The organism is Klebsiella sp. 141161 (assembly GCF_050600815.1).
GTDB classification, from domain to species: domain Bacteria; phylum Pseudomonadota; class Gammaproteobacteria; order Enterobacterales; family Enterobacteriaceae; genus Klebsiella; species Klebsiella aerogenes.
This window is the reverse complement of record NZ_JAQIRN010000007.1, coordinates 189,865-209,910: the sequence shown is the minus strand read 5'-3', so window position 1 is coordinate 209,910 and position 20,046 is coordinate 189,865. Positions and strand designations below refer to the sequence as shown.

Below are 20,046 nucleotides of genomic sequence, written 5' to 3'. Positions count from 1 at the left end.
CCGATCTATGGACTTTTCCCGCTTTTTTATCGATAGGCCGATTTTTGCCGCCGTGCTGTCGATTTTGATTTTTATCACCGGCTTGATCGCCATTCCGCTGTTGCCGGTCAGCGAATATCCTGACGTCGTACCGCCCAGCGTGCAGGTGCGGGCGGAATATCCCGGCGCCAACCCGAAAGTGATTGCGGAGACCGTGGCGACGCCATTGGAAGAAGCCATCAACGGCGTCGAAAATATGATGTACATGAAATCCGTCGCAGGCTCTGACGGCGTGCTGGTCACTACCGTCACTTTCCGTCCGGGAACCGACCCCGATCAGGCGCAGGTTCAGGTGCAAAACCGGGTATCACAGGCCGAGGCGCGTCTTCCGGAAGATGTGCGGCGTTTAGGTATCACTACCCAGAAGCAATCGCCAACGCTGACGCTGGTTGTGCATCTGTTTTCACCCGGCGGTAAGTACGATTCACTGTATATGCGTAACTACGCCACGTTGAAAGTCAAAGATGAACTCGCGCGTCTGCCCGGCGTCGGGCAGATCCAGATTTTCGGCTCGGGTGAATATGCGATGCGCATCTGGCTGGATCCCAATAAGGTTGCGGCGCGCGGGTTAACCGCATCGGATGTGGTGACGGCGATGCAGGAGCAAAACGTTCAGGTTTCCGCCGGACAGCTGGGCGCCGAGCCGCTGCCGAAAGAGAGCGATTTTTTGATCTCTATTAACGCTCAGGGGCGTCTGCACACGGAAGAAGAGTTTGGCAATATTATTCTGAAAACGGCGCAAGACGGTTCGCTGGTGCGCCTGCGCGACGTGGCGCGTATCGAAATGGGCTCGGGTAGCTATGCGTTACGTTCCCAGCTTAACAATAAAGACGCGGTCGGGATTGGTATTTTCCAGTCGCCAGGGGCGAATGCTATCGATTTGTCTAACGCCGTTCGCGCTAAAATGAACGAACTCTCCACCCGTTTCCCGGAAGATATGAAATGGGCGGCGCCGTACGATCCGACGGTGTTTGTGCGCGATTCGATTCGCGCGGTGGTGCAAACGCTGCTGGAAGCGGTGGTGTTGGTGGTGCTGGTGGTGATTTTGTTCCTGCAGACGTGGCGAGCGTCGATTATTCCGCTGATTGCGGTGCCGGTATCGGTGGTGGGCACCTTCAGCATTCTTTATCTGTTGGGCTTTTCGCTGAATACCCTGAGTCTGTTCGGGTTGGTACTGGCGATCGGTATCGTCGTGGATGATGCCATCGTGGTGGTGGAAAACGTCGAACGAAACATTGAAGAGGGGCTGGCTCCGCTAGCGGCGGCGCATCAGGCGATGCGCGAAGTCTCCGGGCCGATTATCGCTATCGCGCTGGTGTTGTGTGCGGTGTTCGTGCCGATGGCATTCCTCTCCGGGGTAACGGGACAGTTTTACAAGCAGTTTGCGGTGACGATTGCGATATCGACGGTGATCTCCGCCATCAACTCGCTGACGCTCTCGCCGGCGCTGGCTGCGCTGCTGTTAAAACCGCACGGTGCGGCGAAAGATTTCCCGACCCGGCTTATCGATCGCTTGTTCGGCTGGATTTTCCGTCCGTTTAACCGTTTTTTCCATCGTAGCTCAAACGGCTATCAGGGGCTGGTGAGCAAAACGCTCGGGCGACGCGGCGCGGTGTTTGTGGTCTACGTCCTGCTGCTCTGCGCGGCTGGCGTGATGTTTAAAGTCGTACCCGGCGGATTTATTCCGACGCAGGACAAGCTGTATTTAATTGGCGGCGTGAAAATGCCGGAAGGCTCTTCACTGGCGCGCACCGACGCCGTGATCCGCAAAATGAGCGAAATCGGTATGAATACCGAAGGCGTGGATTATGCGGTGGCCTTTCCGGGGCTTAATGCCCTGCAGTTCACCAATACGCCGAATACCGGGACGGTCTTTTTTGGTCTGAAACCGTTCGACCAGCGAAAACATACCGCTGCGGAAATTAACGCCGAGATTAACGCCAAAATCGCGCAAATTCAGCAGGGCTTTGGTTTCTCGATTCTGCCGCCGCCGATTTTAGGACTGGGTCAGGGTTCCGGCTATTCGTTGTATATTCAGGATCGCGCCGGTCTGGGTTATGGCGCGTTGCAAAACGCGGTGAACGCGATGTCGGGTTCAATTATGCAGACGCCGGGAATGCATTTCCCTATCTCGACCTACCAGGCGAACGTGCCGCAGCTGGATGTGCAGGTCGATCGTGATAAAGCGAAAGCGCAGGGCGTGTCGTTGACCGACCTTTTCGGTACGCTGCAAACCTATCTGGGGTCATCGTATGTGAATGATTTTAACCAGTTTGGGCGTACCTGGCGCGTGATGGCGCAGGCCGATGGGCCGTTCCGCGACAGCGTGGAAGATATCGCTAATTTACGCACCCGCAATAATCAGGGCGAAATGGTGCCAATTGGCAGTATGGTGAATATTAATACCACCTACGGGCCGGATCCGGTGATTCGCTACAATGGCTATCCGGCGGCGGATTTGATTGGCGATGCCGATCCCCGCGTGCTCTCGTCCACGCAGGCGATGACGCAGCTGGCGGGCATGTCTAAGCAGATACTGCCGAACGGCATGAATATTGAGTGGACGGATCTCAGCTTCCAGCAGGCCACGCAGGGCAATACGGCGCTGATCGTCTTCCCGGTCGCGGTCCTGCTGGCGTTCCTGGTGCTGGCGGCGCTGTATGAAAGCTGGACGCTACCGCTGGCGGTTATCCTTATCGTCCCGATGACCATGCTCTCCGCGCTGTTTGGCGTCTGGCTGACCGGCGGCGACAATAACGTATTTGTGCAGGTGGGGCTGGTGGTGCTGATGGGGCTGGCGTGTAAAAACGCGATTCTGATTGTCGAGTTTGCCCGCGAACTGGAAATTCAGGGTAAAGGGATTATGGAAGCGGCGCTGGAAGCCTGTCGACTACGTTTACGCCCGATTATCATGACCTCGATTGCCTTTATTGCCGGGACGATCCCGCTGATTCTTGGCCACGGCGCGGGGGCTGAAGTGCGCGGCGTCACCGGGATCACGGTGTTCTCCGGTATGCTCGGCGTGACGCTGTTTGGCTTGTTCCTGACGCCGGTGTTTTATGTGACGCTGCGAAAACTGGTGACGCGTAGCAAACAGGCAAGGGACGTCTTGCCCGCGTAGGTCGCTGCTAATAACAAAAAACCGCCTTTTCGTTTAAGGCGGTTTTTTTTCGCAACAAGAAAAGTTAATGCGCTTCTTTATAGCGGGCAGTCAGCTCAGGCAGCGGATCGCAGCCGCTGGTATCGGCTTTTTTGACCTCTTCCAGGGCGCTTGCCACGGTGTGGCGAGCTAACACCGCGAGCGACGCCTGCTCGGCTTCATCGGCTACGGACTTAAAGTACCAGCAAGCATTGGCGCTGACCACGCAGCGAGCCGGGACGTCAGGGCGAGACGCCCACAGTTTTTTATCTTCAATAACGGAAAGATAGATATCACGCAGCGTGATTTGGTCGGCAGGGCGGCCAAGATGAATAGAGCCGTTGCGGCCAAGCGTGGAAACGATGATACCGTCGCGGGTGAGCGGAACCATGAGTTTACGGATAAAGCTCGGGTTGGCTTCCAGGCCGTAGGCCAGGATCGCGCTCGTCGAACGTTCACCCAATTGCTCCGCCATCGCTACGCTGAGAACCATCTGCAAAGCTGTCGGGAAGCGGTAATCTAACATTTTCTTATCCTGGATTGCGGTGAATCTTGTTCTTTTTGGCACCGCAGAGGTAAATAATCAGTGAGTAACACTATAACAAATACGGTAATTTTTTTGAAGCAATCTTAGCCAGGTCCCTCGCTTGCGGCCGCCAGCAGCGGCACGACGACATCGCTGATGGGGGTGGCAACGCCCAACCTTCGGCCATAGCGTTGTATGACTCCGTTACGGATGTCCCATTCCAGCGGACGATTGGCCTGACGGTCGGCGAGTATCGAGGTGCTTAAATCCGCCGGCGCCTGATGAAACCCATCAACAATTTCCTGCGGCACGCTATCGGCGAGTACCGCCCCTGCGGCGCGCGCCACCGCCAGACACTCGTGAAGATAGGCCAGCGCCAACCCGGTGATGTCCTGGCGCGAAAACATCCCGGCGCGGCGATTCGCCAGTACCATCAGGCCAGCGACGGCATTTTGCAGCAGTTTCCGCCACGCGACCGAGGTGAAATCTGCCGTCAACTCAACCGCGCAGCGGGTACCGTTGAGAACCTCGACTATCCTCTTCACCTGCGGCGTATCGGGTAGCGTCAGGCGCGGTTTGGCACGTAACCATACCGAAGCATCCGCCTCTCGTTGTGCCGGAAACCAGACAACCGAAGGCAACACCTTTGCGCCGTTAACATAGGGGTCAAGCAGGCTTTCCTGTTCAACGCCGTTCTGTAGCGCGCAGACCACCGTGTTTTCATCACACAGCGCGTTAAGCCAGCCCGCGCAATCCGCTACCTGGGTGGTTTTCACCGCCACAAACAGCAACTCAACCGGGCGTTCCAGCGTATGCGGATCGGTCAATACGGGCCCTGGAATGATCACTTCGCCGTCATCCCGGCGTAAAATCAATCGCTGATGCGCGGTGCGTCCGCAGAGCAGCGGTTTACGGCCCGCTTCATGCAGCACGGCGGCAATGGTTGTGCCAATAGCGCCAGGACCTAGCAACGCGACGGAGGAAAAGTTAGACATCATGCATTCTCCTGATTGAAGCCTACCCATTAATGATACAAATTTTCGGCAAAAGCCAGGATCAATTGCCGATATCGGGCAACACTTAGAGCAAAGGCATGGTCTATGCTGGCATTGTGCTTTAAACTGCGCGCTGCAAAATTGAGTAGATAAACGATTAATCAGGCGGTAATGGCGATGAACGGTACGATCACAACGTGGTTTAAAGATAAAGGTTTCGGATTTATCAAAGATGAAAATGGTGATAACCGCTATTTTCACGTGATTAAGGTCGCCAATCCGGATCTGATTAAGAAAGACGCGGCGGTCACGTTTGAGCCCACGACTAATAATAAAGGTCTCTCGGCTTACGCGGTTAAAGTCATCCCGGAAAGCAAACATCTGTATATTGCCGGTGAGCGTGTGAAGCTGACATCGATTAAGTCTTACCTGGTATACAGTGAGGAAGTGCCGGCCGATACGCGTATCGACAAGGAAAATGCGGTGCTCTCCGTGGGACTACTGATGAACAGCATCAAGCCGAAAGAGAGCGTGAAGCCGGGCGAAATGCGTACGCTGAAAAAGTTGGCGATCACTACCTTTCAGGGCACGACGCTCATCTTCTCTGAAGATGAAATCGACATCGACGCCACGGTGAAGCTCCTTAAAGTCTAATCCTGATTTACCGTATCCGAAGCAGAATTCAAACGATTGTAGAAACGACGATGACAAAACTTACCTTACAAGAACAGATGCTGAAAGCGGGTCTGGTCACCAGTAAAAAGATGGCTAAGGTTCAGAGAACGGCGAAAAAGTCACGCGTTCAGGCGCGTGAAGCCCGCGAGGCCGTTGAAGAAAACAAAAAAGCCCAGCTTGAGCGCGACAAGCAGCTCAGCGAGCAGCAAAAGCAAGCGGCTTTAGCAAAAGAGTACAAAGCGCAGGTTAAGCAGCTGATTGAAATGAACCGAATCACGATTGCGAAAGGTCAGATCGCTTTTAACTTTACGGATAATAATCTCATCAAAAACATTGATGTGGATAAAACCACCCAGGCGCAGCTCATTAGCGGCCGTCTGGCGATTGCCCGCCTTGCTGTTGATAATAACGGAAAATACGAATACGCGATTATTCCCGCCAGCGTGGCGGATAAAATCGCCCAGCGCGACGCCGAAAGTATTGTGTTGAACAGCGCCCTGAGCCAGGAAGCCGAGGACGAAGACGATCCGTATGCTGACTTTAAAGTACCTGATGATTTGATGTGGTAATCCGGGTCAGTACGCTGAAGCTAGTCATTGTGCGTCTTCCGTCATGGAGCGGGGGGCGCAATTTCAGATATCGATCACAATTTTCCCGTTTATAAATATCCTTTCTGTCACTGGATGTTATTATCCGGCTGGTAAATACCTTTCAACTCTACCGAGGCTTTGATGCTGGAGAATGTAATCATCTGATAATCAGTTTGCCGACCTTTCAGGCCGGGCTGGTTATCAATGCGCTGAAATCGAATGCGGGCACCGCTGCGTGTTTGCACGTTTTGCACATGATGATTAAACAGGTTTTCCAGTATGAATTTATCCCGTCAGGAACAACGTACCTTACACGTTCTCGCAAAAGGCGGACGTATTGCGCACATTCGCGATACCTCAGGCCGCGTCATCGCCGTGGAGTGCTATAGCCGCGAAGGGCTACTGCTCAGCGACTGTACGCTCGCCGTCTTCAAAAAACTCCGCACTAAAAAACTGATTAAATCCGTTAACGGCCAGCCGTACCGCATCAACACCAGCGGGCTGAATAACGTTCGCGCTCAACCGGATAACCGCTAAGGAGAGTGGCATGACCACAACAATCGATATCCCCCGTATCTTTACCATCAGCGAAAGTGAACATCGTATCCATAACCCCTTCACGGCGGAAAAATATGCCACGCTTGGCCGCGTACTTCGCCTGCAGGCAGGGGCGCGGATCCTCGACCTTGGCAGCGGTTCTGGTGAAATGCTCTGCACCTGGGCGCGGGACCATGCTATCGGCGGTCTGGGCATTGATATGAGCCCATTGTTTACTGCGCAGGCAAAACAACGCGCCGCAGCGCTTGGCGTTAGCGATCGCGTCACTTTTCTCCATAGCGATGCGGCAGGTTACGTTGCCGAACGGCAATACGATGTAGCGGCCTGTATCGGCGCGACGTGGATTGCCGGCGGCGTCGCTGGAACCGTGGCGCAGTTAGCCCGCAGCCTTAAGCCTGGCGGTATGCTACTTATCGGGGAACCCTGGTGGCGTAAGGTACCCGCCACAGAAGAACAAGCGCGCGCCTGCGGCGTTTCTGCGGTGGCCGATTTGTTGCCGCTTCCAGCGCTGGTCGCCACTTTTGGCAAACTGGGCTATGACATTGTTGAGATGGTGCTGGCTGACCGCGAAGGGTGGGACCGTTATGAAGCCGCTAAATGGCTGACGATGCGCCGTTGGCTGCAGGCGAATCCCGACGATGAATTTGCGGTTGAGGTCCGTGCGGAGCTCAATGCCGCACCGCTTCGCCATGTCACTTATACCCGGGAATATTTCGGTTGGGGCGTTTTTGCGCTGATGCAGAAATAACTCTCGTTATATTTGGTCAATTTATTTGAACTATTCTGTTAAATAAACGCCATTTATACATTTTGGCTAAGGGGTAGAGTAGGAGAACCACAAGCAGACGCGGAACGTTATCTCCGCGTCTGCTGAATATTTTGCCGAAATCAGGGGCTATCCTCATGAAAAAGATTGGATTTTTGTCATTTGGCCACTGGACGCCATCGTCGCAGTCGGCGACCCGTTCCGCTGCCGACACGCTCTTACAATCCATCGATCTGGCCGTTGCCGCCGAAGAGCTAGGCGCGGACGGCGCCTATTTTCGGGTTCACCATTTCGCCCGCCAGCTCAGTTCACCGTTCCCGCTACTGGCCGCTATCGGCGCGAAAACTAAGAAGATTGAGATCGGCACCGGCGTTATCGATATGCGCTATGAAAATCCGCTATATATGGCGGAGGATGCCGGCGCTGCAGATTTGATCGCCGGTGGGCGTTTACAGCTTGGCATCAGCCGGGGTTCGCCGGAACAGGTGATTGATGGCTGGCGTCATTTCGGTTTTCAACCGCAGGATGGCGAGTCCGACGCTGACATGGCGCGGCGCCATACTGAGGTTCTGCTGGACGTGCTGCGCGGCGAAGGTTTCGCTAAACCTAACCCGCAACCGATGTTTCCCAACCCGCCGGGATTGCTGCGTCTTGAGCCGTACTCCGCCGGACTACGTGAGCGTATCTGGTGGGGCGCGGGCTCTAATGCTACGGCGATGTGGGCGGCGAAGCTCGGCATGAACTTGCAAAGCTCGACGCTGAAAGATGATGAGACGGGCGAACCATTCCATATTCAACAGGCGAAACAGATCCGCGCCTATCTTCAGGCCTGGACTGAGGCGGGGCACACGCGTACGCCGCGGGTATCGGTCAGCCGAAGTATTTTTGCCCTGATGGACGATCGCGACCGAATGTATTTCGGCACCAGCCGGGATACTAGCGACAGTATTGGTTTTCTTGATGAGAAAACCCGCGCCATTTTCGGCCGCAGCTATGCCGCTGAACCCGATAAGCTCGTCGAGCAACTGAAACAGGATGAAGCGATCGCAGAAGCGGATACTTTATTGCTGACGGTGCCGAATCAGCTGGGCGTGGATTATAACGCTCACGTGATTGAGTCTATTCTGAAGCACGTTGCGCCGGCAATGGGATGGCGTGATTAAATAAAAAGCCTCGCGAGTTATAAAACCTGCGAGGCTTTAAAATGAAAAGTCCGCGCCGGGGCGCGGATTTTATCGGCAGGGATTAGACGTTGAACAAGAAGTTCATCACGTCGCCATCTTTAACGATGTAGTCTTTGCCTTCCGCACGCATTTTACCGGCTTCTTTCGCGCCTTGTTCACCTTTGTAAGCAATGAAGTCTTCATAGGCGATGGTCTGGGCGCGGATAAAGCCTTTTTCGAAGTCGGTGTGGATTTTACCGGCAGCCTGCGGCGCGGTCGCGCCAACCGGAATAGTCCATGCGCGAACTTCTTTCACGCCGGCGGTGAAGTAGGTTTGCAGGTTCAGCAGAGCGTAGCCTGCGCGGATCACGCGGTTCAGGCCCGGCTCTTCAAGGCCCAGCTCGGCCATAAACTCATCACGCTCTTCGTCGTCTAGCTCGGCAATGTCGGATTCAACGGCGGCGCAAACCGGAACTACCACAGAACCTTCTTGCTCAGCGATAGCGCGAACCTGGTCGAGATACGGGTTGTTTTCAAAACCGTCTTCGTTAACGTTGGCGATGTACATGGTTGGCTTCAGGGTCAGGAAGCTCAGATAGCGGATCGCTTCTTTCTCTTCTTTGCTCAGATCCAGCGCGCGCAGCATGCCAGCTTTTTCCAGCTGCGGCAGACATTTTTCCAGCGCGGCCAGTTCAACTTTAGCGTCTTTATCGCCGCCTTTGGCTTTCTTGGAAACGCGGTGAATGGCGCGTTCGCAGGTATCGAGGTCAGACAGCGCCAGCTCGGTGTTAATTACGTCAATATCTTCCGCCGGATCGACTTTACCCGCGACGTGGATAATATTGTCATTTTCAAAGCAACGCACTACGTGGCCGATGGCTTCGGTTTCACGGATATTGGTCAGGAACTGGTTGCCCAGACCTTCGCCTTTGGACGCGCCTTTAACCAGACCGGCAATATCAACGAATTCCATGGTCGTCGGCAGGATACGCTGCGGCTTGACGATCTCAGCCAGTTTGTCCAGACGCGGATCGGGCATCGGTACGACACCGGTGTTCGGCTCAATGGTACAGAACGGGAAGTTGGCCGCTTCAATACCTGCTTTGGTGAGCGCATTGAACAGGGTGGATTTGCCGACGTTGGGCAAACCGACGATACCGCATTTGAATCCCATGATTTAAATCACCTTAATCTTTGGATAATCAGTCTGTTATGAATAACAGACTGTAGAAAAGTAAATAGCTTCGCCTATTATACACGGTGTGCGGCAAAAATTCCGCACGTCGAACGCTTATTGCGCTTTAAACGCGTGTAAACGGTTGGTTGCTTTAGTTAAACCGTCTTTCAGCCACACCTCGGTACAACGCGCCGCTTCATCAACCGCTTCGTCAATTAACTTCTGTTCGCTGGCCGGTGGTTTACCCAGCACAAAGCCGACAACTTTGTTTTTGTCGCCCGGATGGCCAATTCCGACGCGTAAGCGGTGAAAGTTAGGGTTATTACCCAACTTGCTGATTATGTCCTTCAGGCCATTATGGCCGCCGTGCCCGCCGCCAAGTTTAAATTTAGCGACGCCGGGCGGTAAATCGAGCTCGTCGTGAGCGACCAGAATTTCGTCCGGATTAATGCGGTAAAAGGTGGCCATCGCTGCCACGGCCTTGCCGCTGAGATTCATAAAGGTAGTCGGCACCAGCAGGCGCACGTCTTCCCCGGCCAGGTTGAGGCGCGAGGTATAGCCAAAGAATTTGCTTTCTTCTCGCAGCGGCGCGCGGTGGCGCTCCGCCAGTAAATCTACGTACCAGGCGCCAGCGTTATGGCGCGTTGCCGCGTATTCCGCGCCGGGGTTAGCCAGGCCGACAATCAGTTTTATCGTCACTTTTTATTCCTGCATGGGTCGTTCTTTGCCGCGTAGTGTACTGCCTGCGTCGGCGCTTGACAAAATTCTGCCGGCGAAACGCTACCCTTACTGATAATTTCCCCTTTGAACCATTAGAATTTGATGTTGTTCAGTGGCTTATTTGTAAACTTTTGTTGATCAGATGTTCCCGAATGTGATCACTAACGCAATCACTCATATCTCCATTGTCTATACTTAACCTATAAATTTTGGGGATATTCCCATGCAGCCCAAGGTCCGGAGGTGACATATGAAACGCAGAAACGCTTCGTTACTCGGTAACATACTGATGGGTTTAGGGTTGGTTGTGATGGTGGTCGGCGTTGGTTACTCTATTTTAAACCAGCTTCCACAGCTTAACCTGCCGCAATTCTTTGCTCATGGCGCCGTGTTGAGTATTTTCGTCGGCGCCGTTTTGTGGCTGGCGGGCGCTCGCGTAGGCGGTCATGAAAGAGTCACCGACCGCTATTGGTGGGTTCGCCATTACGATAAACGCTGCCGCCGCGATCCGCACCGTCACAGCTAACGGAATTCAGCTCGCCGGGTAGCCTTTCCGGCGAGCCTCTCATTTATTGCCCTAATTCTATATCCGCCAGTGCCGCAGTACGGTCTGGGTAGAAGCTCAGGCGTCCCGGAATTGGCTGAACCCCTGCGCGAGCCAAAGTACGCAGCGGCTGGAATTCAAGGTTCGATACCCGCAGCTCGCAGCCTTCCGGCAGGCGTTTCACAAAGCGCAGGAACGCGTCAAGACCACCGGCATCCAGCACCGGTACCGCATCCCACTTCAGCACCACCACGCGTTTGCCTTCAATCCGGCTTTCCAAATCGGTGAACAACCCTTCCGCCGCGGCGAAAAACAGCGGGCCGATCACCCGTAGCACCAGTACATCGTCCGGCACTTCAACGTTGACTGGCGCCAGTCGCGTCATGCGCGCGATGCGGCGCATAAACAGCAGCGAAGCCAGCACGATACCGACGCTAATGGCGATGACCATATCGAACAGCACGGTCAGCGACATGCACATCAACAGTACGACGATGTCATCTTTTGGTCCGTGGCGTAGCAGGTTAATCACCTTATGCGCTTCGCTCATGTTCCACGCTACCATCAGCAGCAGGGCGGCCATGGCCGACAGCGGCAGCCATGAGAGCAGCGGGGCGAGGATTAACAATGCGAGGATCACCAGCAGGGCATGGATCACCGCGGAAATCGGCGAAGTTGCGCCAGCGCGCACGTTAGCCGCGGAGCGGGCAATCGCCGCGGTGGCGGTGATACCGCCAAAGAACGGCGCGATGATATTGCCAAGGCCCTGGCCGACAAGCTCGCTGTTCGCTTTGTGCTTGGTGCCGGTCATACCGTCGAGCACCACCGCGCAGAGCAGTGATTCAATGGCGCCCAGCATCGCCATAGAGAAGGCGGCAGGCAGCAGCGCGCGCAGCGACGACCAGCTCAGGGTAAACTCCGAGCCCGGCATATCCCACGGCAACACCAGTTGCGGCAGCAGCTGCGGGATACCATTGCCCTGGCTGCCGTCGGCGAGTACATAGTGGAACTGCGAGCCGATGGTCGCCACATGCCCGCCAAGCAAATTAACGATGCCCATCACCGCGCAGCCCGCCAGCAGCGCCGGCAGGTGCCCCGGCAAGCGGATGCCCAAACGCGGCCAGAAAATCAGAATACCCAGCGTCACGATACCGATGGCGGCATCGCCAACGTTAATTGTCGGCAGCGCCATCACCAGCGCGCCGACTTTCTGCAGATAGTGCTCTGGGACATGCGCCATCTGCAGACCAAGGAAGTCTTTAATTTGCATGGTACCGATGGTGATGCCGATACCGGAGGTAAAGCCAAGGGTGACTGAAAGCGGGATATATTCAATCAGGCGGCCAAAGCGGGCGAGGCCGAAAAGGATTAAGAAAATACCCGACATTAGCGTCGCCACCAGCAGGCCGGCAAGGCCAAACTGCTGTGACACCGGATAGAGGATCACCACGAAGGCCGCGGTAGGGCCGGAAACGCTAAAGCGCGAACCGCCGGTCAGGGCGATGACAATCCCCGCCACCGCCGAGGTATATAGCCCATATTGCGGCGCTACGCCGCTGCCAATTGCTAACGCCATCGCCAGCGGGATTGCGATGATCCCGACGGTTATCCCGGCGATGAGATCGCGGGTAAAGCGCGATGCGGTGTACTTTTCTTTCCAGCAAGCGTCGATGAGGGCGCGGAAAGGCATCACATGTGAGGAAAATAATCTATTCACAATAATGTTTCATCCATGAGCGCATCATCTGTCAACTGAATGGCAGGTGAAGGAGGCATTAGTCATACAAATATGAACCAGAGACAAAAAAACCCGCCGCAGCGGGTTTTTCGGCTGGGCTCGATTAGTGCTCGAACATAGCAGAAATGGATTCTTCGTTGCTGATACGACGAATCGCTTCGGCCAGCATACCAGACAGGGTCAGGGTACGGACTTTGTCCAGCGCTTTGATTTCCGGCGTCAGCGGAATGGTATCGCAGACGACGAATTCATCAATCACAGAGTTTTTAATGTTCTGGATAGCATTGCCGGAGAAGATCGGGTGAGTCGCGTAGGCGAAAACACGTTTCGCACCGCGTTCTTTCAGCGCTTCCGCTGCTTTACACAGGGTGCCGCCGGTATCGATCATGTCATCAACCATCACACAGTCACGGCCAGCGACGTCGCCGATGATATGCATCACCTGAGAAACGTTAGCGCGCGGGCGGCGTTTATCGATGATCGCCATGTCGGTATCGTTCAGCAGCTTTGCGATAGCGCGAGCGCGAACCACGCCGCCGATGTCCGGAGAAACCACGATCGGGTTGTCCAGATTCAGCTGCAGCATATCTTCGAGCAGAATTGGGCTACCGAATACGTTATCAACAGGAACATCAAAGAAGCCCTGAATCTGTTCAGCGTGCAGGTCAACGGTCAGAACGCGGTCAACGCCGACACTGGACAGGAAGTCAGCGACGACTTTTGCGGTGATTGGCACACGAGCGGAACGTACGCGACGGTCCTGGCGGGCATAGCCGAAGTAAGGGATAACAGCGGTGATACGGCCTGCAGAAGCGCGACGCAGGGCATCAACCATAACAACCAATTCCATCAGGTTGTCATTGGTGGGAGCACAAGTGGACTGGATGATGAAAATATCACCACCGCGTACGTTTTCGTTGATTTGTACGCTGACTTCGCCGTCGCTAAAACGACCTACAGCGGCGTCGCCAAGAGAAGTGTACAGGCGGTTGGCAATACGTTGTGCTAGTTCCGGGGTGGCGTTACCAGCAAAAAGCTTCATATCAGGCACGAGAAGAACCTCAGGCATGCGTCCAGTGGTGGATGAAACGGGCCATTAAACTGTGCGGGCCGGCGCCATCTCATCCAGGCGGTGTATTAAAGAGCACGATGCAACGTCTGGAACAGGGTGACGTTGTCACCGATACTCTGTTTGCCCGGCAAACTTGCCGTTATTCATGCAAAAAGCAGAATTACTTCAGTAGGGCTTGCTTCAGCGGCGAGACATTAATTCCTCGCGCAACAAAGCCTTGCAGCCATTCCGGGGCTTTTTCCAGCACCTGACGAGCGGCGGATTCGGTGTCAAATTCAGCAAAGACACAGGCTCCTGTGCCAGTCAGGCGCGACGGCGCGTATTCTAACAGCCAGGAAAGCGTTGCATCAACCTCACGAAAACGTTTTCTTGCGATAACCTCGCAATCGTTGCCGAATTCACAGTTTAGTAAGGTATTAATTGACCTGCTCGGGGTATTTCGTGGTAACTCCGGATCGCGAAAAATGATCGGCGTCGGGATACTCACGCCCGGGTGGGCGACCAGATACCATTTTTCCGGCGGATCGACCGGGGTGAGAATCTCGCCGACGCCTTCGGCAAACGCCGCGTGGCCGCGAACGAAAACCGGGACATCGGCGCCGAGCTGTAGCCCAAGCGTCGCCAGTTGGTCTTCGCTAAGCCCGCAGCCCCACAGATGATTGAGGGCTACCAGCACCGTCGCGGCATTGGAAGAGCCGCCACCTAAGCCGCCGCCCATCGGCAGGCGTTTGTCGATGCTGATATCCGCGCCGCTGCCAGCGGGGAGTTGACCGTGAGACTCCGCCGCCGCCATCAGTAGCCTGGCGGCGCGAATAATCAGGTTCTCTTCATCCGGCACGCCGGCGACCGGCGTTAACAGCCGCAGTTTCCCGTCGCGGCGTGGTTCAATAGTCAGCATGTCGCCATAGTCGAGAAACTGAAACAGCGTCTGCAGCGTGTGATATCCATCGGCGCGTTGACCGGTGATATACAAAAACAGATTCAATTTTGCAGGGGCGGGCCAGCGACTCATCATTTCACAATCCAGTTATCCATTTTCAGCTTGATGCGCTGGCTGCCGTTGTTGAGTTCCATATTAGACGGCAGGGTGGGTTTGGTGTCGCTGGTGTAGCCGCTGTAGGTCACGTGCCAGGTTTTACCGTTCTGCGTGTAGTTGAGTTCGCGCAGGCGGTACTGGTCATCCAGCGAATAGTCGGTGGCATCGCCCGGCAGGCCGATAATCCACTGACGCAGGCTGTTAAGCGGGATCGGCATGCCGGTCAGGCGGCCAATCATCTCTTCGGCATCGGTGGCGTTGTAAGTCTGGCCTTTGTTGTCAATCAATTGGACGCCGCCCGGCTGCGCGGTTAATGACAGTTCGGTGCTGCCAAGCGGGTTGGTCAGCAGCAGGCGGTAGCGGTCCTGGCCGGTTTGTTGCCAGAAGAAACGGGCATACACTTTCTGCTCATCGGACAGATAGGCAAACGCCCCGCGAGTCTGGAACTGGTTAAGGTTGCGGACATCCTGCTGGTGCTGGCGCCACTGCGGGGAATCCGGGCTTTTGCCGGGCCCTTGCGGCGGAGTATTGATTGCACAGGCGGTCAGAACGAGGCTTGCCAACGGCAGCAGGCGGAACAGTCGATTCATAATGATGACAAATCCTTGATGTCTACAGTGAAATGCGGCGACTGATGGTTCGCACACCGATTTGTGTAGCGGGTTGCAATAATAACCCTTAATGCTAGCGTCGCTGGCCGATAGCGTCTACGTTCAAGTTGTCTGAAATCAAAAAATTACCGTTAGTGGCTATTAAGCCCTGACTATTACTCCAAAAGGGGGGCGTCTCTTTTATTGAGTACGCGCATCCTGTATGATGCGCTCAGACTAACCTTAGCAACGCTGGTACTATTCCCTCACCATGACCCTTTTAGCTCTTGGCATCAACCACAAAACAGCTCCGGTAGCGCTGCGAGAACGCGTAACGTTTTCGCCGGATACGCTCGACAAGGCGCTGGAGAGCTTATTGGCTCAGCCAATGGTGCAGGGCGGGGTGGTGCTATCAACCTGTAATCGCACGGAGCTGTATCTCAGCGTTGAAGAGCAGGACAACCTGCAGGAAGCGCTGATCCGCTGGCTATGTGACTTCCACGGCCTGAATGAAGAAGACCTACGTAAAAGTCTTTATTGGCATCAGGATAACGACGCCGTCAGCCATCTGATGCGTGTCGCCAGCGGCCTGGATTCACTCGTGCTTGGCGAGCCGCAAATCCTCGGGCAGGTGAAAAAAGCGTTTGCGGATTCCAGCCGCGGCCATCTGAACGTCAGCGAACTGGAGCGCATGTTCCAGAAATCGTTCTCGGTGGCTAAGCGCGTACGGACCGAAACCGATATCGGCGCCAGCGCCGTTTCCGTTGCTTTCGCCGCCTGTACGCTGGCGCGACAAATTTTTGAATCGCTCTCCAGCGTCACGGTGTTACTGGTTGGCGCGGGGGAAACTATCGAACTGGTCGCCCGCCATCTGCGCGAACATAACGTTCGCAAAATGGTGATTGCCAACCGCACCCGTGAACGCGCCCAGGCGCTGGCGGATGAAGTCGGCGCGGAAGTTATCGCCCTCAGCGATATCGACGAGCGCTTAAAAGACGCCGATATCATTATCAGTTCTACCGCCAGCCCGCTGCCGATCATCGGCAAAGGGATGGTCGAGCGCGCGCTGAAGGCGCGCCGCAATCAGCCGATGCTGCTGGTAGATATCGCGGTGCCCCGCGACGTCGAGCCGGAAGTCGGCAAGCTGGCCAACGCCTATCTGTACAGCGTTGATGACCTGCAAAATATCATTCAGCACAATCTGGCGCAGCGTAAGGCCGCGGCGGTGCAGGCGGAATCGATCGTCGAGCAGGAAACCAGCGAATTTATGGCCTGGCTGCGCGCCCAGAGCGCCAGCGAGACTATCCGCGAATATCGTTCCCAATCCGAGCAGGTTCGCGAGGAGCTGACGGCGAAAGCGCTTGCCGCGCTGGAGCAGGGCGGCGATGCGCAGGAAATTATGCAAGATCTGGCCCGTAAGCTGACCAACCGCCTGATCCACGCTCCAACCAAATCTCTTCAGCAGGCTGCCCGTGACGGGGATGATGAACGCCTGCATATTCTGCGCAACAGCCTCGGGCTGGAATAGCGCACATTTCTCTATTTAAAGACAGGGTGAATTCACGCCTATGAAGCCTTCTATTGTTGCTAAACTGGAAGCTCTGTACGAACGCCATGAAGAAGTTCAGGCGCTGCTTGGCGACGCCGCCACCATTGCCGACCAGGACCGTTTCCGCGCGCTGTCGCGCGAGTATGCGCAGCTTGGCGATGTCGCCCGCTGCTATACCGACTGGCGCCAGGTGCAGGACGATATCGAAACCGCGCAGATGATGCTCGACGATCCGGAAATGCGCGAAATGGCGCAGGAAGAGCTGCGCGATGCCAAAGAAAAAAGCGAAGCGCTGGAACAGCAGCTGCAGGTGCTGCTGCTGCCGAAAGATCCAGACGATGAGCGCAACGCTTTTGTCGAAGTTCGCGCCGGCACCGGTGGCGATGAAGCGGCGCTGTTCGCCGGCGATCTCTTCCGCATGTACACCCGCTACGCTGAAGCCCGCCGCTGGCGGGTCGAAATCATGAGCGCCAACGAAGGCGAACATGGCGGATTTAAAGAAGTGATTGCCAAGATCAGCGGCGATGGCGTCTATGGGCGGCTGAAATTTGAATCCGGTGGCCATCGTGTCCAGCGCGTTCCAGCGACCGAATCGCAGGGGCGTATCCACACCTCCGCCTGTACCGTGGCGGTGATGCCGGAGCTGCCGGAAGCCGAAATGCCGGATATCAACCCGGCGGACCTGCGTATCGATACCTTCCGTTCCTCGGGGGCGGGCGGCCAGCACGTAAACACCACCGACTCCGCTATCCGTATTACCCACTTGCCGACCGGTATCGTCGTTGAATGTCAGGACGAACGTTCGCAGCATAAAAACAAAGCCAAGGCGCTGTCGGTGCTGGGCGCGCGTATTCGCGCCGCCGAAGTCGCCAAGCGTCAGCAGGCGGAAGCGTCTACCCGTCGTAATCTGCTGGGCAGCGGTGACCGCAGCGACCGCAACCGTACCTACAACTTCCCGCAGGGCCGCGTGACCGACCACCGTATCAACCTGACCCTTTACCGTCTGGATGAAACCATGGAAGGCAAACTGGATATGCTGATCGAACCGATTGTGCAGGAATTCCAGGCTGACCAGCTGGCGGCGCTTTCCGAGCAGGAATGATGACCTTCCGACAGTGGCTCACTCAGGCGATAGCCCGGCTCGGCGCGAGCGAAAGCCCGCGTCGCGACGCCGAGATCTTACTGGGGCACGTCACCAGCAAAGCGCGGACCTGGATCCTCGCTTTTGACGAAACCCTATTGACGGCGGAACAGTTGGCGGAACTGGAAGCATTGCTGGCGCGCCGCGCCAACGGCGAGCCGGTGGCGCATCTGGTGGGTCAGCGCGAGTTCTGGTCGCTGCCGCTGTTTGTCTCGCCGGCGACGCTTATCCCGCGCCCCGACACAGAATGCCTGGTCGAGCAGGCGCTGGTACGCTTGCCGCAGACGGCCTGCCGCATCCTGGATCTTGGCACCGGCACCGGCGCTATCGCTCTGGCGCTGGCCAGCGAGCGGGCGGACTGCGAGATTATTGCCGTTGATTTTATGCCTGACGCCGCGGCGCTCGCCGCGCGCAATGCCGCTCATCTCGCTCTCAATAACGTGACCGTGCTGCAAAGCGACTGGTTTAGCGCGCTCAAGGAGCAGCGGTTCGCGATGATTGTCAGTAATCCCCCCTATATCGATGAAACCGATCCGCATCTTGCAGAAGGGGATGTCCGCTTCGAGCCGAGAACGGCATTGGTCGCCGCCGACCAGGGGCTGGCCGATTTAGCGCATATCATCCGTGAAGGACGCAACTACCTGCTACCCGATGGTTTTATGCTACTGGAACATGGCTGGAAACAGGGCGAGGCGGTACGCGCATTGTTTAATGAAGCAGGATATCGCGACGTCGAGACCTGCCGCGATTATGGCGATAACGAACGTCTGACTCTCGGGCGTTGGCCGCACAAGGAGCAAGCCGGCGAATGAATTTATTTACTGCAGTACTCTATTTGCATATTGCCTGCGTGGTGACATCCGTCGGGCTTTTCGTGTTGCGTTACTGGTGGACCTACAGCGGTAGCGCGATGCTCAATCAGCGCTGGGTACGTATTGCGCCGCATTGTAGCGATACGCTGCTGTTCCTCAGCGGCGCGGGATTAATGGCGATAACGCACTATCTGCCGTTTACCGAAGATGGCGCATGGCTGACTGAAAAGCTGTTTGGCGTTATCATTTACATCGCATTAGGATTTATTGCGTTGGGCCGACGTCGCCCGCGCCGCCAGCAGACCCGGTTCATCGCCTTTCTGCTGGCGCTGGTGGTGTTGTTCTTCATCGTTCAACTCGCCATCACAAGAATACCGTTACTGGGGTAAGGCATGAGGTCATTAGCTGATTTCGAATTTAACAAAGCGCCATTATGCGAAGGCATGGTCCTCATTTCTGAATTGATCCGCGACGACTTTCCGACGCACTTTGTGCAGGATGAGCTGCAGCGGTTGTTAACACTGGCGCAGGAAGAGATTGCCACCTCCTGGGATCAGGAGCGTCAGCTCGACCGGTTGCTGGAATTGTTCTATCACGAGTGGGGCTTCGGCGCATCGCAGGGCATCTATCGTCTGTCCGATGCGCTATGGCTGGATAAAGTGCTGGTGAATCGCCAGGGAAGTGCTGTGTCGCTGGGGGCGATTCTGTTATGGATTGCCCAGCGTCTGGATCTGCCGGTGGTGCCGGTTATCTTCCCGACGCAGATGCTGCTGCGCGCCGACCCGGACACCAGCGAAGAGATGTGGCTGATTAACCCATTCAACGGCGAAACGCTTGATGAACACACGCTTGAGGTGTGGCTGAAGGGAAATATCAGCCCGGTGGCCGAGCTGTTTAATGAAGATCTCGATGAGGCCGACAACGCCGAAGTGATCCGCAAACTGCTCGATACGCTGAAATCGGCGCTGATGGAAGAGCGGCAGATGGAACTGGCGCTGCGCGCCAGCGAAGCGCTGCTGCAGTTTAATCCAGAGGACCCGTATGAAATTCGCGACCGCGGGCTTATCTACGCCCAACTGGAGTGCGATCACGTGGCGCTGCTGGATCTCAATTATTTCGTTGAGCAGTGCCCGGAGGATCCGATTAGCGAGATGATCCGCGCGCAGATCAACACGATTTCACATAAACAAATTACATTGCATTAGTCTGGAACCAT

The 20,046-nt window shown here is 55.7% G+C and carries 19 protein-coding genes and 1 pseudogene; 12 read left to right on the top strand and 8 right to left on the bottom strand.

The genetic code is table 11. The features are described from left to right. Positions 1–7: 7 nt before the first annotated feature. On the top strand, positions 8–3,160 hold the full coding sequence (gene oqxB, locus PGR79_RS18725) for a multidrug efflux RND transporter permease subunit OqxB (RefSeq protein ID WP_430922257.1): 3,153 nt from the start codon (positions 8–10) through the stop codon (positions 3,158–3,160). A gap of 64 nt (positions 3,161–3,224) precedes the next feature. Here the strand turns inward: oqxB and PGR79_RS18720 are convergent, their stop codons facing one another. Both PGR79_RS18720 and PGR79_RS18715 read right to left on the bottom strand, forming a co-directional pair. Further along, complete coding sequence (locus PGR79_RS18720) at positions 3,225–3,704, bottom strand: RrF2 family transcriptional regulator (RefSeq protein WP_015705070.1); 480 nt, start codon at positions 3,702–3,704, stop codon at positions 3,225–3,227. A gap of 104 nt (positions 3,705–3,808) precedes the next feature. Continuing rightward, positions 3,809–4,699: an oxidoreductase gene (locus PGR79_RS18715; RefSeq protein WP_430922291.1), complete on the bottom strand. Its 891-nt coding sequence runs from the start codon at positions 4,697–4,699 to the stop codon at positions 3,809–3,811. A gap of 171 nt (positions 4,700–4,870) precedes the next feature. On the opposite strand from PGR79_RS18715, the gene PGR79_RS18710 reads away from it, so the two are divergent. From PGR79_RS18710 to PGR79_RS18690, 5 genes and pseudogenes are all read left to right on the top strand, one after another. Then, positions 4,871–5,353 (top strand): cold-shock protein, encoded by a 483-nt coding sequence (locus PGR79_RS18710; protein WP_113374177.1) that lies wholly within the window; start codon positions 4,871–4,873, stop codon positions 5,351–5,353. A gap of 50 nt (positions 5,354–5,403) precedes the next feature. Next, positions 5,404–5,943: a DUF2058 domain-containing protein gene (locus PGR79_RS18705; protein WP_045375126.1), complete on the top strand. Its 540-nt coding sequence runs from the start codon at positions 5,404–5,406 to the stop codon at positions 5,941–5,943. 300 nt (positions 5,944–6,243) lie between these two features. Further along, entirely contained in the window at positions 6,244–6,501 is a 258-nt protein-coding gene (locus PGR79_RS18700) for a YjhX family toxin (protein WP_015705074.1), read from the top strand. A gap of 22 nt (positions 6,502–6,523) precedes the next feature. Then, positions 6,524–7,270 (top strand): annotated as a pseudogene (locus tag PGR79_RS18695) (SAM-dependent methyltransferase); the annotation flags it as partial. A 155-nt stretch (positions 7,271–7,425) separates the two neighbouring features. Then, positions 7,426–8,451 (top strand): LLM class flavin-dependent oxidoreductase, encoded by a 1,026-nt coding sequence (locus tag PGR79_RS18690; RefSeq protein ID WP_430922255.1) that lies wholly within the window; start codon positions 7,426–7,428, stop codon positions 8,449–8,451. Between the two features lie 82 nt (positions 8,452–8,533). Here the strand turns inward: PGR79_RS18690 and ychF are convergent, their stop codons facing one another. Further along, positions 8,534–9,625, bottom strand: coding sequence for a redox-regulated ATPase YchF (gene ychF, locus PGR79_RS18685; protein ID WP_015705079.1), 1,092 nt, complete (start codon positions 9,623–9,625; stop codon positions 8,534–8,536). A gap of 117 nt (positions 9,626–9,742) precedes the next feature. Next, the gene (gene pth, locus PGR79_RS18680; RefSeq protein ID WP_015705080.1) at positions 9,743–10,327 is read right to left on the bottom strand and encodes an aminoacyl-tRNA hydrolase; all 585 of its coding nucleotides are present in this window, start codon (positions 10,325–10,327) and stop codon (positions 9,743–9,745) included. A gap of 271 nt (positions 10,328–10,598) precedes the next feature. On the opposite strand from pth, the gene ychH reads away from it, so the two are divergent. After that, positions 10,599–10,874, top strand: coding sequence for a stress-induced protein YchH (ychH, locus tag PGR79_RS18675; protein WP_045393789.1), 276 nt, complete (start codon positions 10,599–10,601; stop codon positions 10,872–10,874). Positions 10,875–10,917: 43 nt separating this feature from the next. On the opposite strand, the gene dauA is transcribed toward ychH, so the two are convergent. The 4 genes from dauA to lolB all read right to left on the bottom strand — a co-directional run bounded on the left by dauA (position 10,918) and on the right by lolB (position 15,328). Further along, complete coding sequence (dauA, locus tag PGR79_RS18670) at positions 10,918–12,609, bottom strand: C4-dicarboxylic acid transporter DauA (RefSeq protein WP_087857962.1); 1,692 nt, start codon at positions 12,607–12,609, stop codon at positions 10,918–10,920. A 124-nt stretch (positions 12,610–12,733) separates the two neighbouring features. After that, the gene (gene prs / locus PGR79_RS18665) at positions 12,734–13,681 is read right to left on the bottom strand and encodes a ribose-phosphate diphosphokinase (RefSeq protein ID WP_015367113.1); all 948 of its coding nucleotides are present in this window, start codon (positions 13,679–13,681) and stop codon (positions 12,734–12,736) included. 181 nt (positions 13,682–13,862) lie between these two features. Continuing rightward, positions 13,863–14,714 carry a 4-(cytidine 5'-diphospho)-2-C-methyl-D-erythritol kinase gene (gene ispE / locus PGR79_RS18660; RefSeq protein ID WP_183269034.1) on the bottom strand — a complete coding sequence of 284 codons (852 nt, stop codon included), beginning with the start codon at positions 14,712–14,714 and terminating at the stop codon, positions 13,863–13,865. Then, positions 14,714–15,328 (bottom strand): lipoprotein insertase outer membrane protein LolB, encoded by a 615-nt coding sequence (gene lolB, locus PGR79_RS18655; protein ID WP_015705083.1) that lies wholly within the window; start codon positions 15,326–15,328, stop codon positions 14,714–14,716. Before lolB ends, ispE begins: the two co-directional genes overlap by 1 nt. Before the next feature lie 271 nt (positions 15,329–15,599). On the opposite strand from lolB, the gene hemA reads away from it, so the two are divergent. From hemA to sirB1, 5 genes are read left to right on the top strand one after another with little or no spacing between them, the layout of a single operon-like run. Then, a complete protein-coding gene (hemA, locus tag PGR79_RS18650) occupies positions 15,600–16,856 on the top strand; it encodes a glutamyl-tRNA reductase (protein WP_015367110.1) in 1,257 nt (418 codons plus the stop codon). 40 nt (positions 16,857–16,896) lie between these two features. Beyond that, positions 16,897–17,979 (top strand): peptide chain release factor 1, encoded by a 1,083-nt coding sequence (prfA, locus tag PGR79_RS18645; RefSeq protein ID WP_015367109.1) that lies wholly within the window; start codon positions 16,897–16,899, stop codon positions 17,977–17,979. Next, positions 17,979–18,830: a peptide chain release factor N(5)-glutamine methyltransferase gene (gene prmC / locus PGR79_RS18640; RefSeq protein WP_087857960.1), complete on the top strand. Its 852-nt coding sequence runs from the start codon at positions 17,979–17,981 to the stop codon at positions 18,828–18,830. The genes prfA and prmC overlap by 1 nt, the downstream gene beginning before the upstream one ends. Next, entirely contained in the window at positions 18,827–19,219 is a 393-nt protein-coding gene (sirB2, locus tag PGR79_RS18635) for an invasion regulator SirB2 (protein WP_015367107.1), read from the top strand. The genes prmC and sirB2 overlap by 4 nt, the downstream gene beginning before the upstream one ends. Positions 19,220–19,222: 3 nt before the next feature. Beyond that, a complete protein-coding gene (sirB1, locus tag PGR79_RS18630) occupies positions 19,223–20,035 on the top strand; it encodes an invasion regulator SirB1 (RefSeq protein WP_045393803.1) in 813 nt (270 codons plus the stop codon). Positions 20,036–20,046 lie beyond the last annotated feature (11 nt).

Bases quoted from the DNA above. Each gene is read 5' to 3' on its own strand.
- PGR79_RS18710 (WP_113374177.1), top strand. From the start codon at position 4,871: ATGGCGATGAACGGTACGATCACAACGTGGTTTAAAGATAAAGGTTTC.
- ychH (WP_045393789.1), top strand. From the start codon at position 10,599: ATGAAACGCAGAAACGCTTCGTTACTCGGTAACATACTGATGGGTTTA.
- PGR79_RS18715 (WP_430922291.1), bottom strand. From the start codon at position 4,699: ATGTCTAACTTTTCCTCCGTCGCGTTGCTAGGTCCTGGCGCTATTGGC.
- PGR79_RS18690 (WP_430922255.1), top strand. From the start codon at position 7,426: ATGAAAAAGATTGGATTTTTGTCATTTGGCCACTGGACGCCATCGTCG.
- prmC (WP_087857960.1), top strand. From the start codon at position 17,979: ATGACCTTCCGACAGTGGCTCACTCAGGCGATAGCCCGGCTCGGCGCG.
- prfA (WP_015367109.1), top strand. From the start codon at position 16,897: ATGAAGCCTTCTATTGTTGCTAAACTGGAAGCTCTGTACGAACGCCAT.
- PGR79_RS18720 (WP_015705070.1), bottom strand. From the start codon at position 3,704: ATGTTAGATTACCGCTTCCCGACAGCTTTGCAGATGGTTCTCAGCGTA.
- lolB (WP_015705083.1), bottom strand. From the start codon at position 15,328: ATGAATCGACTGTTCCGCCTGCTGCCGTTGGCAAGCCTCGTTCTGACC.
- PGR79_RS18705 (WP_045375126.1), top strand. From the start codon at position 5,404: ATGACAAAACTTACCTTACAAGAACAGATGCTGAAAGCGGGTCTGGTC.
- ychF (WP_015705079.1), bottom strand. From the start codon at position 9,625: ATGGGATTCAAATGCGGTATCGTCGGTTTGCCCAACGTCGGCAAATCC.
- hemA (WP_015367110.1), top strand. From the start codon at position 15,600: ATGACCCTTTTAGCTCTTGGCATCAACCACAAAACAGCTCCGGTAGCG.
- sirB2 (WP_015367107.1), top strand. From the start codon at position 18,827: ATGAATTTATTTACTGCAGTACTCTATTTGCATATTGCCTGCGTGGTG.
- sirB1 (WP_045393803.1), top strand. From the start codon at position 19,223: ATGAGGTCATTAGCTGATTTCGAATTTAACAAAGCGCCATTATGCGAA.
- ispE (WP_183269034.1), bottom strand. From the start codon at position 14,714: ATGAGTCGCTGGCCCGCCCCTGCAAAATTGAATCTGTTTTTGTATATC.
- PGR79_RS18700 (WP_015705074.1), top strand. From the start codon at position 6,244: ATGAATTTATCCCGTCAGGAACAACGTACCTTACACGTTCTCGCAAAA.
- oqxB (WP_430922257.1), top strand. From the start codon at position 8: ATGGACTTTTCCCGCTTTTTTATCGATAGGCCGATTTTTGCCGCCGTG.